The organism is Thermopirellula anaerolimosa (genome assembly GCF_054657335.1).
Genome location: NZ_BAAHYX010000006.1, coordinates 1,923,508 through 1,935,680 on the forward strand (window position 1 = coordinate 1,923,508; position 12,173 = coordinate 1,935,680).

At 61.9% G+C, this 12,173-nt stretch carries 8 protein-coding genes; 1 reads left to right on the forward strand and 7 read right to left on the reverse strand.

Annotated features, from left to right (window positions below; genetic code table 11):
• Positions 1–74 precede the first annotated feature (74 nt).
• Positions 75–3,107, reverse strand: coding sequence for a right-handed parallel beta-helix repeat-containing protein (locus tag ACYQ6J_RS12990; protein ID WP_460184609.1), 3,033 nt, complete (start codon positions 3,105–3,107; stop codon positions 75–77).
• Between the two features lie 761 nt (positions 3,108–3,868).
• Between ACYQ6J_RS12990 and ACYQ6J_RS12995 the strand changes: the two genes are divergently transcribed.
• The gene (locus ACYQ6J_RS12995; RefSeq protein WP_460184610.1) at positions 3,869–4,525 is read left to right on the forward strand and encodes a superoxide dismutase; all 657 of its coding nucleotides are present in this window, start codon (positions 3,869–3,871) and stop codon (positions 4,523–4,525) included.
• A gap of 160 nt (positions 4,526–4,685) precedes the next feature.
• Here ACYQ6J_RS12995 and ACYQ6J_RS13000 read toward each other — a convergent pair whose 3' ends face one another.
• From ACYQ6J_RS13000 to ACYQ6J_RS13025, 6 genes are all read right to left on the reverse strand, one after another.
• Positions 4,686–5,069, reverse strand: coding sequence for a response regulator (locus tag ACYQ6J_RS13000; protein ID WP_460184611.1), 384 nt, complete (start codon positions 5,067–5,069; stop codon positions 4,686–4,688).
• Positions 5,070–5,165: 96 nt separating this feature from the next.
• On the reverse strand, positions 5,166–5,495 hold the full coding sequence (gene trxA / locus ACYQ6J_RS13005; protein ID WP_460184612.1) for a thioredoxin: 330 nt from the start codon (positions 5,493–5,495) through the stop codon (positions 5,166–5,168).
• Positions 5,496–5,666: 171 nt separating this feature from the next.
• Positions 5,667–7,097, reverse strand: a complete 1,431-nt coding sequence (locus tag ACYQ6J_RS13010) for a class II fumarate hydratase (RefSeq protein ID WP_460184613.1) — start codon at positions 7,095–7,097, stop codon at positions 5,667–5,669.
• Between the two features lie 314 nt (positions 7,098–7,411).
• The gene (locus ACYQ6J_RS13015; protein WP_460184614.1) at positions 7,412–9,355 is read right to left on the reverse strand and encodes a chloride channel protein; all 1,944 of its coding nucleotides are present in this window, start codon (positions 9,353–9,355) and stop codon (positions 7,412–7,414) included.
• Positions 9,356–9,454: 99 nt separating this feature from the next.
• Positions 9,455–10,144 (reverse strand): signal peptidase II, encoded by a 690-nt coding sequence (locus ACYQ6J_RS13020; protein WP_460184615.1) that lies wholly within the window; start codon positions 10,142–10,144, stop codon positions 9,455–9,457.
• Positions 10,145–10,467: 323 nt separating this feature from the next.
• Positions 10,468–11,898, reverse strand: a complete 1,431-nt coding sequence (locus ACYQ6J_RS13025) for a hypothetical protein (protein WP_460184616.1) — start codon at positions 11,896–11,898, stop codon at positions 10,468–10,470.
• Between the last annotated feature and the right edge of the window lie 275 nt (positions 11,899–12,173).

Sequence of the window (12,173 nt, forward strand, 5' to 3'; positions counted from 1 at the left end):
CGGCACCATTGGATCCGCGGACCGGTCCTCGCGTTATCGGGCAACCCGGTCGCCCTCTCCCAAAGGCCGCCCGGCTATTGGACCACGTTGAGCGCCACAAGGTACCGGGTTTCGATCGGCGGAGCGACGGTCGTGACTACCGTGGGTTGAACGGTGTTGCCGGAAATCACGGTCGTGTACACGGCCCCCACCAAGATTTCGGAAAACCGACCGGGGCTGCGTTGGGAGTTCGCATAGATGAAATTGTTTTGAATGTAGTTATCCATCCCACCATTGATAAGGATGCCGTACCGTTGGTTGTGGTGGATGCGGTTGTTTCGAATGACGTTGAAGCGGTCTCCGAAATCGCCCCCCAGTCCCAAGCCGCCGATGCCGCTATCGCCGTTGCCGTAGAGATCATTGTTGACCGCCCAAACGGCGAAATTGTTGTTGCAATAGTGGAACCCGTTGATGCCGTTGTAGCGGCTCACATTGTTGAGCCAAATGCCGCCGATGGTGAGATCGCCCGCCGGGTGCAATCCCTTACCGACATTGTTTTCGGTCAAATTGCCCTCGACTCTGATGTCCCAGCCTCCGTTGACCAAGATGCCCTCGCCCCAACCGCTGTTCTCGGCGCCGAAACCCGCCCCGCGGACGACGGAGTCGCGGATGATGGTATCTCGCTCCCAGCCTAGGGCGATGCCGTCGCGGCGTGGGTTTTCCACCACGGCTCGCTCCACGAGATTATCGCGGCCCTGCTCGAAGACGATGCCCGTCGAAAAAGAACCCCGCACCTGAACGTCACGAACCGCGGAGTTCTCGGTGAATCGGAGATGAATGACCGCGTCTGCCAACGCCCGCCACAGGACGTAACCCGGCGCGGCGTTGCCGTCGAGGGTCAGGTTCTCCACGACGACGTTTTTGATCAGCGAACCATCGTTCGTCCGTGCGGTGCGGACCAGCGCAAAGAGATTGGCGACCGTGGCGGATCGGGCGGACGAAAAGACGGAGTCGCCGTCGAGGGGACGATCCAGAATCAGTCGGTCGCTCAGGACGGCCGCCACCCGGCGATAGATCGGTGCGTCGGCCCCGCTCATGAACAGCCCGATCTCGTCACCGACGCGAAAACCGGCCGTCGATTGCAATCGGACTTCGAGATCGCCGGGGCGGGCATCGGCGGTCAGTGCGGTGCTCGCGTGGGTCGTCCGAACCAGCGTCGTGCCGTTCGGGTGCCCTTGCAGGGTAACGTTGGATCGCAGCACCAAGCCGGCACGGAGTGTGAAAGTTCCCGCCGGGAGAACGACCACGCCTCCCTCGGCGGGCAGTGCGTCGATCGCCGCTTGAAAACCGAGCGTGGCATCGGTGGGATCGTAATAATCGGCGGCGTTCACCACGGTCCGGACTTCGTTTTGATGAACCGTCCACCGGGCGACGGCATTCCGCACGACGTCGTCAACGTCAAGCCAGACCTCCTCGGAGGCGAAGCGTCGCGTTTGTACCGCCGTGCCGGTTTCTGCGAAGAGGAAATCGGTGATCGTGCCGTCGGCCGAAAGCGAGTCGCTCCCGCGCGAAGAATGGAACTCGGCCAGATCGCTCCCGCCGCTACCCGCCACGGCGTACACTCGGTCGAACGTTTCGACGCGATATTCGAAATTCGCTCCGGACAGTCGGGTGTAATACGGCCGCGCCGTGAGCAGATCATTTCCCGGCGAATCGTACAACCAGGCCGTGTCGGTCCCTCCTTCGCGCGCATAGGCGTGGACGGTTTCAAAGAACTTCACGCGCGTGTAATCGGTCGGAGTGCTCATGGCCGCCCAATCCGGCCGCGCGACAAACGTATCATCGCCGGGCGAATCGTAGAAATGGGCGAGGTCTTGGCCGCCGTTGCGGGCATAGGCGTGAACGTAGCGGAATTGCTGCAAACGCACCGTCGCCACGTCGTTGAAAAGGGCGGCGTCGCCGGGGAAGGCGGTGAAGAAATCATCTCCGGGCGAGTCTTCGATCTCCGCGACGTCGGCCCCGCCGCCCGACGCGGCCACCATCAGCCGGTAGCCCGACACGGACAAGTCGGCTCCGCCCGCTTTCATGCGGATTCCGGACAAATCGCCGCTCAGATAGTCGTTTCCGGCGGAGCCGATCACCAGGGCGGAATCGAAACCGCCGGAGGTACTGACGACGGTCACGTCGGCGAACAGTTTGGCTCGATTGTAGAACCCGTTGCCGCGCACCACGGACTGGACGGGGTTGAGGGTCGCTTGATCATCGCCGGGGGAATCGTACAGCGTGGCCGAGTCTCGCCCACCGTTGCGCGAATAGGCGTGGATGATGGCCGGTCCGATCAATTGGTGTTCGAAGCCCGGCCCCTGACTCCGACCTTCATTCGGTCGTAATTCCACGCGGTCGTCGCCCGGCGAGTCGATCAACTCGCCCACCGCCGAGGAGGAAACATAAGCCGATACGGACTCGGTTTGGTAGGCCGTGACGGTTCTGCCCGTTAAAGATAGCGTTGCTCCGCCGGGTGAAATCGAAACCGACTCGTTCCCCCGGGAAGAACGGAGCACGGCTTGATCCCGCCCGTCTCCGCCCGAAAAGGATATGCCCGAGATACCTGCCGGCAACTGGTACGGAATCCCATTGAGAATCACGCGTGCGGCGGCATCTTGATACTCGAAGGTATCATCCCCGGTGGTACCGAAAAAGGACCAGGTGGTGGCGGTTGTGGTGAGCAAGTCTGCTGCAAGGACGATTTCACCGGGCGCGGGGGCGACGATTTGCAAGTAGTAGGCTTGCCCCGCCGTAACCGCGGCGTCGATCCTGCCGGAGGACTCGGCGATCTGAACCGTGGAACCGCTCGACTTCTCGTATAACCGTAGCGTCCCCTCGTTCGAATCGGCCGAATCGCCGGTGGTGCGCAGCGCCGAAAGGAGTCCGGTCCGCGTGGCCGTGAATTGAAGCCATGCATCACCGCTTCCGCCGGGAAGCACAATCCGAGCGAAGTCGAGAACCCCAAGGTTGAGCAGAGTCGCCGAGAGCGCCAACCTCGGCTCAAGGGTCTCGAGTCCGAGCTTGCTTGACCGACAGAGCTTCGCGCCTCCCCTGCGGAGGGGACGGGAGAAGGCTTGCTTCATGGAACACTCGTAGTTGCGTTATCAAAGTTGCAGTACCGACCGGGAATCGTCCCCATCCTTGCGGTCGGCGTATCGTGTTCTCGTCCTGACGCGGCTTGGTTTCCCGACGAAGGTGGTTACCAACGAACGGGTTAAGCGTCGGTTTCGGTGTCCTTTAGGTTGGAATTGGAGACTTGCGAAAAGGTTCCATGTTATGGGTAATTTGCGGACGATAAGACGTTTGCACAAAACACAGAAACAATCGCCTATCAGTTCAAATAGTCACGACGGTCCAAAGTGTCCCTTTCGGTTTACGCCCGGCAATCGACGGCAGTCTCAGCGCACGCGCAAATCGTATTGCTCGATTTGCTAGCATGCATTTCTCGTACCGCTGATCGTGACTGGGCGCCGGAAAAGGTCGCGCCGATCGGCCCGCCGAGAAACCTCTAAAGGATCAGAGACTTCTGAGATCCGGTTCAGCCTGCGAGCGAGGGGAACCGCCTGAGGAGGAAAGATCTTCTCCTAGAACCACCCCATGCCTCCAAGGATCCCCTTTTCTGAGGCATAGCTTAACGTGACCGGCAATGCGGCACGTTTTCACTTGGCCCGCCGCACTTGCCTAGGCTTGTTGGCTGCGTATCATTAAGCACAATTACCGCAGTTATATTTGGGCTTTTGAACATGGGACCCAATTCGGGGGTCTCACCCGGCCCACAAGATAGGCGGACATTTAGGCTCAAGATCTGTTGTCGGTTTACCACATTGAGACAGGAGAACGTTGAATGGCTTACACACTCCCCCAGCTTCCTTACGCTTACGACGCCTTGGAACCGCACATCGATGCTCGGACCATGGAAATCCACCATACCAAGCATCACCAGGCCTACATCACGAACGTGAACAAGGCCATCGAGGGCACGGAATGGGAAAAACTGTCCGTCGAGGATTTGGTGGCGGCGATTCACCGCGTTCCGGAATCGATTCGCACCGCCGTCCGCAATCACGGGGGCGGTCACGCCAATCACTCGCTGTTCTGGACGATCCTCGGCCCGAACGGGGGGGGCGCCCCGCAAGGTTCCTTGGCCGCCGCCATCGATCGTGAATTGGGCGGTTTCGACAAGTTCCGCGAAGCCTTCACCAAGGCGGCGATGGGCCGATTCGGAAGCGGTTGGGCTTGGCTCTCCGTGGATCCCAACAAGAAACTGGTGGTGGAGGATACGCCCAATCAAAATAGCCCCTTGATGCACGGCAACATCCCGATCCTGGGCGTTGACGTCTGGGAGCACGCGTACTACCTCAAATATCAGAACAGGCGGAACGAGTACATCGAGGCCTTCTACAGCGTGATCAATTGGGGCGAGGTCCTTCGTCGGTATACGGCGGCCTTGACTCAGGCCACGCCCGAGTCGGCAAAGCATCCGCTGCACGGCGATTCATGAGTTCCCCCTTGAGATCGCTTCGGCGACTCGATCAACTCAAAACGCCGCGAGAAAACTCGAAGTTCTCTCGCGGCGTTCCTGCTTTCAACCGAAGCGGTCAACCGAAGCGGCGTTCCCGCCTTGCCGGGATGATCGTCTCGGGCGTAAGAAGCCCCCGCGGCTATCGACTCGATTCCGCCAGGTAAGGCTCCAGCAAACCTTTCACGGCATCGCCATGAAGGTCCTGTTTGCCGAAGCCTGGTGCCGCCCCCAGTTCCACGGCCTGCCGTTGGTACTCGGGGTAATTGGAGATCAGCATCACGGGAATCGCGGCGAGTTCGGGCGACTTCTTCAATTCCGCGATCAACTCCATACCCGACTCACCGGTCGCATCGAACACGCGGTTCACCAGGACCAGATCGAACGCCCGGTCGCGGACCATCGACAGTGCGGTCCGACCGTCCGCCGCCGTGCTGATCTGCACGTCGAACCAGGCCGACAATCGCTGCGTCAATCGCGCGTTGTCGAAACCGCAATTGCCAACCGACAGTACGTGCTTGCTCAAGGCGGACCTTCGCCGGGACGAAGAGACATCGGAAACGAAGCGGCAACCGGAAGGACGCTTTTTCCGTAGGCGTCCCGCTCAGTGCCAAAACCTGGCTCAAGCGGAAACGGCGCTCTCCAGCGCGCGTTTCAGATCGTCCTTCGACCGAGCACCGATGAATTGATCGACGACCTGCCCGCCCTTGAAGACCATCAGCGTGGGAATGCTGGTGATGCGGTAGCGCGTGGCGATGTCTTGGCATTCGTCGACGTTGACCTTGCAGACCAGGGCCTTCCCTTGGAACTCGCCGGCCAATTGCTCGACGGCGGGAGCGACCATCCGGCACGGTCCGCACCAGGGCGCCCAGAAATCGACCAAGACCGGCACGTCCGACCGCAATACCACCGAATCGAATTCCGAAGAAGATAACTCTCTTGCCAGACCCATGATTAATCCGTCCTCACTTTTCCAAATCCGTGAATTGACGCAATACGTCCCACCCGTTCCGGATACTCTCCGGTCCCTTGATTATTAGGTGCATGTTCCGCCGGGTCAACGGAAGGAATCATGCGCAGCGATTCGCTTGCGGCGTAGAACCGGCCGGGCTCGCATGCTTGCTCAATCCAGCGGCTTGATCATCCGCCGAGGGTCGAGCGCTTCGGCGAGCTTATCCTCGGGCAAGACGTTTTGCTCGCGGCAGACCTCGCGGATCGTCTTCCCCCGGCGAAAGGCTTCCTTGGCGATGGCGGCGGCGCGCTCGTACCCGATGTAGGGATTCAATCCCGTCACCAAAGCCAGACTCTTTTCCACGGCCGCCTCGCACGCTTGCGGATTGGGCTGGAGATCTCGCAGGGCCTTGTCGGTAAAGGCGGCGGTTCCATCGGCCAAGAGGCGCACGGATTCGAGCGCCGTGTCGGCCAAGACCGGCATCATGATGTTGAGCTGGAATTGCCCGCCCGTCGCTCCCGCGAAGGCGATCGTATGGTCGTTTCCCAACACCCGAGCGGCGACCTGCATCAAGCTCTCGCACATTACGGGATTGACCTTACCGGGCATGATGGAACTGCCGGGCTGGAGATCGGGCAAGATGACCTCGTAGTATCCGCAGCGGGGACCGGAACCCAGAAAGCGGATGTTGTTGGCCACGTGGAAGAGCGTTACCGCCACGGCACGCAACTGCCCGTGACATTCCACCAACCCGTCGCGCTGCGCGTTGGCCTCGAAATGGTTTTCCGCCTCGCGGAAGGGGATACCGGTCTCGTCGGCCAGGATCTCGGCCACGCGGCGCCCGAACTCGGGATGGGTGTTGATGCCGCTCCCCACCGCCGTTCCGCCCGCCGGAAGCTCCAACAATGCCTCCGCGGCACGTTCCGCGCGGCGGACCGAAAGTTCCAGCATGCGGGCGAGTCCGCTGAACTCCTGCCCCAAGGTCAAGGGCGTGGCGTCCGCCAAATGCGTTCGGCCGATCTTGAGAATGTCCTTCCATTCCCGGGCCTTGGCCTCCAAGACCTTCCAGGCGTGGGTCAGAGCGGGCAGAAGGCGCTCGCGAATTCCCACGGCAACGGCCACGTGCATAGCGGTGGGGAAAATGTCGTTCGTGCTTTGCCCCATGTTCACGTGGTCGTTAGGATGGATGGGCTTTTCCGGTTGAAAACGATCCCCTCCGGCCAGTTCGATCGCGCGATTGGCGATGACCTCGTTGGCGTTCATATTGGTCGAGGTTCCGGACCCGGTTTGATACACGTCCACGGGAAACTGGTCGTCGAATTTGCCCGCCGCCGTCTCGCGACAGGCTTGCAGCAAGGCCTCCACCTGAGCTTCCGTCAGCGGTTTGGGCCCCGCCGTCAAACGCCCCAGCGCGTGATTGGCCTGGGCCGCCGCCCATTTGACAAGCCCCAAAGCGTGAACGAATTCGCGGGGCAATCGCTTGCCGGAGACGGGAAAGTTTTCCACCGCCCGTTGCGTCTGCGCACCGTAATACGCCGCGGCGGGAAGCCGCACCTCGCCCATCGAGTCACGCTCCACGCGGTAGTTCGAATCGGTCATCATCCGTTTTCCTCTTGGACTTCCAACGATCGCAGGTCTGATCGGACGAAAAAAGACGGGAAAGGGCCGAACCGCAAGGCTGCTCTGTTACGCCGGAGACGCCGCTTCACCGCACGCGACTCCCGACGAGCGCAACACGCTACGGGGCGGCGAAATCCGGTCACGGAATCTCGCCCTCAAGGCACGGACGGCAAGGTTTGGCGGTTTCGATCCCAAGCCCATAATATCCGCAGTCGCCATTGACGTAAATCGAGGGTCATTGCGGCGTTGCGAATCGCTGCGGGCGGGGTGAAGGGGGGATGGCTTCGACGTATCGGCTAATCGCTGCGGGGCGTTTCGCCTCCCGCCCGAAGCGCGGCCACGCGGCGGTCGTACGCCGCGAGGATGGTCTCGCGACGCAGCGTTCCCAAGATACGGTTGGGATCGTCGTCGGCGACGACGGGCAATTCGTCCAAGCGATGTCTTGCCATCAGCCGCAGGGCCGTATGCAGGTCGTCTCCCAAACGCAACGTCACGACCGGACCCGCGATATCGACCGCGATGACCAAGTCGCCGGCCCCCTCTCCCGCCAGCACGGTGCGGAGGTCGTTCAGGGAAATGACCCCGGTCAAATGGTTTTCGCGATCGACCACGGGAAAGACGTACTGCGACGAGTCCGCCGCCAATCGCAGCAAGTGAGGCAGCTTGCAGGTCTCGGGGATGATCGTCGGCCGCGGTTGGGGATGGTACACCTCTTGCACGCGCATTTGCTCCAGCACGTCCATGACGAAGTCGCCCACGTGCGCCGGACTGTCCGCCAGACTCGGCACCTGTTCGCGGCAGAGCGATACCCTTCCCGGCAGCAAGGCGACGTGGAGGAACGAGACCAGCATCATAGGAACGAGCAGATCGTGCGAGCCGGTCAATTCGGCGACCATGATGAGGGCGGCCAGCGGGGTCTTGAAGACGCCCGCCAGAAATCCCCCCATCCCCACCAAGACGCACGCACTGACCGGCGGTGCGATCTGAGGAAACCAGACATGGCAAACCCCTCCGAATGAGCCGCCAAGCATGGCCCCGATGAACAAGGAGGGAGCGAACATCCCACCGCTGCCCCCCGACGAGATGGTGAAGGACGTGGCGAGGATCTTGCAAAGGACCAGGACCGCCATAGTTTTCCAGGGGAGATCCGGTGAGTGCAAAATCGCCTTTTGCACCCAACCGTACCCGCCCGCCATGACCTGGGGATACGCCAAGGCAATCAGCCCGACGCCCAATCCGCCGATCGCCGGTTTCAGCAAAAGCGGCAGCTTGAGTCGCGCAAAGACTTGATCGCTGAAGCCGTCGGAAATTCGGACGTACAGCCAAGCGGCCCCTACGCAGAGGAGCCCGAAAGCAAAGTAGAACGGCAACTCGTGGGCGCCGTTGAACGCGCAGGGCAGGAATCCGGTCTCGGGATCGGGAGCGGTGGGGAGGTCGAACATGGGTTGACCGCCGAAGACGGAGACGAACACGGTGTAGCCCACCACCGCCGCCACGCAGACCGGTCCCAGGGCCGTGAACTCCATGGCGGTTGTGGAGTACAGAACTTCCACCGCGAACATGGCGCCGCCCAAAGGGGCGCGGAAGACGGCGCCCAAGCCGGCGCCCGCCCCGGCCAAGAGGAGGATGCGGCGTTCCCAGTCGCTGAGTTTCCAGCGTGTCGCCAGGAGCGAGCCGATTCCGGCGCCGATCTGCATGGCCGGCCCCTCCCGCCCGGCCGAACCGCCGGTGCCGATCGTGATGATGCTGGCCAGTCCCTTCACCCACGGGATGTTTGGCGGAATCACCCCGCGCAATCCGTGAAATGCACGAATGACGGCGTCGGTGCCGTGCCCTTTGGCCTCCGGGGCCAGTGCTTCGACCGCAACCCCGCACGCCAGTCCGCCCAAGGTGGGAACCAAGAGCACCAACCACCAGCGTTGGGGAAGCTGGAATGGGGCATCAGGATCGGACGCAGCTTCGGGCGGGGGCCGATAGCCCATGGTCTCGTGCAGGGCCCAATGCTGCACCGATTCCAAGCCCCAAACAAAGACCACGCCCGCCATGCCGACGACCGCGCCCGTGACGGCACTGAAGGCCAGCATCCTTCCGGAGGTGTCCCATGAGAAAAGGCGGCGAATCACGTCGGCCAAGGGAAAGGCCCAATCGAAGCGGAGCGGTGCGTCGCTCCGTTGTCTATTCTGAGGCGGAGGGGAGGCGGCGTGCGGGCCTGGAGGTGATGTTCCGTCGGGAGGATTCACGGATTCAAAAGATTCGGGATGGGGAAATCAACGTAATATGTGTTCACGAGGCGACCGTAACTTCCGCGGCCGAACGCTTCGCCCGGCGAGCGACATCCGTTATTCTCGCGCCTGCGAGGGTTCTCGTGCACCCCGGGTGCCTCCCGGGTTTTTGCCCGTCGATTCCGCCGGTCCCTTGGCGGTCGCGGCGTCGCTTTCCGCGAAGAACAGGGCCTGCAACAGCAAGAGAAAGACGCCGCACACCAAAAGGCTGTCGGCGATGTTGAAGTTGGGCCAAGGCCATCGGCCGATCATCACTAAGATCCAATCCCTCACCGCGTAGACCGGTTCCCCGATTTGGTGCATGTTCGTGGTCTCGGGCCAATGGAGTCCGTGCAGTCCCAGGCGGTCGTAGAGATTTCCCAGGATACCCGCCGTAATCAAGGCCATGGTGCAGGTCAGAAATCGGCTGTGCGCCGCCCCCAAGAGGAAAAGCCACGCCATGACGACCGCGGCGAAGAGGATCGAAACGCAAGCGAACGCCAGGCTCCAGCCCTGCCCCAACCCGAACAAAGCCCCTTCGTTGAGGCTGGTCTGAAAACCGAAGACGTGTGGAATGATCCACCACACGGGTTGCTCACCGGGCATTCCGAGCTTGGAGAAAATCCATTCCTTGGTGGCCAGGTCGGCGCCCAAACCCGCCGCCGCAAGCAGAAAAAACAGTCCGTACCGCGTCGGGGCGATCCTGCCGCGACCGGGGGCCGGGTTGGTCGGAGATTGCGAGGGCGGACGGACCGGCGACGTTGACAACGCAACACCTCTTCTCGATTTCGGACGAAGGCAAGACGCCGGTTGACGCTTCCGGTTGCGAAGCGACAAGGGCTTTCCCGATTATGGAAAAATCGCGATCGAACGGCAAGGCGGAAACGGGGAGGCGCAAAACCTCCGCGCGTCCGTTTTGCATGCGAACGCTCCCGCCGGTTTGGGGAAACAACCGGCGCAACGCGATGCCGGTTCATCGCGCGAAGGAAGGTCGCGACGGCGCCATTCCGGATTGGTAGAAATCCGGCCTGGTTGCGCCCGCCGCGGTCCGGCATGGTAACGCGCAGGTCTTGCGTAACGACCCGCGTTCGTCAGCCTTCCATGATCACCTTGAAGCCCATCAACCGGGCCATGTGTTGAATGTCTTGCATGTGATCACCGTAGAACACCACGCGGTGCAGTAGCGTCATGGCGTCCTCGGTATCGAGCGCACTGCTCCAGTCGGCGACCATGGTCGCGGCGTCCTTGACCTCGGTCACGATTTGGGTCCGACATGCCCGAACCGATCTCTCCGGAACCGCCACGATCTTCGCGGTGGAAGCCAGGATCGTGTCGAGATTGACGAACTTGGTGCGGGTGATGACTTCTCCCACGCGGTATTGCACTTCCGGAACGCAACCGCTGCCGCCCACCTCCGAATGCCCGCGGAGCAAATAGGGGGCCTCCGCGCCGTCGGGACCGTCCAGCTTGAGCGGGGCGGTGCAGTGCGCCGTCCACAACAGATTCCGCGACGTATCGAACGTGGCGTTTCCCTGGAATCCCGGCTTATTGATGGCGTACTGGAACAGCATCATGGTCAACAGCGAGTCCATGTCTCCTTCGCAAGCGGCGGGCTGGCCGCGGTCGCGAAGCCGCGCAAAGCCCAAGCACGGAAATCCGCGCGGCAGCCAACCCATGCACGTACCGACGGCGAGTCCTTGGGCCTGGTGCATTTCCATCAGCTTTTGCAGGGCGACGCTGACCCGGGCGGCCTTGGCGATATCTTCTTCATTCGGCTCGATGATCTGCTTGGCGTTCTTGGTCCAAGCCTCGGCTTCGGCGCGGACGGCCTCTTCATCCGCGGCGGCCATCATCTCGTCGAAGGCGGCCTGCTCCACCGCCAAGACCTCAGCGCCAAGACGTTCCTTGACCAGGTCCGGGGAGCAGGCGGGCGCCGTTCCGCGGGCGGGCGGGAAGAGCAAAATGCGGGTCTTTTGCATCATGGGGATGACTCGCAGCAAGCGCAAGGCGCGCTCCAATTCGCCGTAGTCGCTGCTGGCCAGCAGAGTGACCCGATGGCCCGCACGCTGCCACCGAGGGGGATACATCCAATCGTGACCGCTGGCGGGGAGCGAAAAGACGGCCATGGGGTGCCGACGCTCCAAGATCGGATTGACCAGTCGGGTCAGCGCGAAGCAATTCAGGTTGATCGCCAGGACCGGGACGCCTTCGCCCGCCTTGTCCAGCAACTCGGCAGTCTGATCATTGCTATTCGACTGGCCCACGATCAACTCGATATTGCCGAGCTTGGCCTCGCATTCGGCGAGCACTTGGCGAGCCTTCTCCATCTGCTCGGCATCGGCGTTCCAGCCGCGGTCGGCGGGACCGGGGTTGCCGGCGAAGAGCACGCAAATGCGGGCCTTTCCCGGCGGTTGGGCGGCGGGGGCCTGCGAGGCCCAGGTGTAATTCCACGCCCCCGTCGAGGCCAAAGCCGTCAAAACGCTCGACCCCAAAAATTCGCGGCGATTGCAGTGCTCACACATGGTGGTCCCTCCCTTTCTCGGAACGCTTGAAGATGACGTCGGCGACGCGAAGCTTGAATGATGCCTTCCACTTCGAAGCCGGTCGCTTGGTTTCCGAAACCGCCGCTATCATGCAATCTGTGAAAGCGATTGTCAAGCAAATTGGTCGTCATTTGGGCGGCACGCCCGGCGGTCACGCTCGCCTTTACCGACGGAGTCGCAAGGCAGCTATGATGCAAGCCGCTCGTCGTGCATTCCAAGGGTTGGGCCCTTGGCGAAAAATCCGACCGCAAATC